Below are 299 nucleotides of genomic sequence, written 5' to 3' on the forward strand. Positions count from 1 at the left end.
GCGTCCTGCTCGCCGAGGGCGGCGAGCACGTGCATGGCGGCGAGCATGCCGGTGTCGGCGTTGTAGAAGTCGCGGAAGTAGTAGTGCGCGGAGTGTTCGCCGCCGAACACGGCCTTCTCCTCGGCCATGTGCGCCTTGATGAACGAGTGTCCCACCCGGGTGCGGACCGGGCGTCCGCCGGCGGCGGTGATGGTTTCGGGCACGGCGCGGGAGGTGATCAGGTTGTGGATCACCGCCGGGCTTTCTTCGCCGGCGGCGCGGGCGCGGGCGATTTCGCGCCGGGCGACCAGCGCGGTGAT

Annotated in this window: 1 pseudogene; it reads right to left on the reverse strand. The window is 70.9% G+C overall.

The annotated features are described in order from the left end of the window. Positions 1–299: pseudogene (manB, locus tag AC5RVG_RS16980) on the reverse strand (phosphomannomutase/phosphoglucomutase); the annotation flags it as partial.

It is taken from the genome of Arthrobacter senegalensis (genome assembly GCF_059091765.1).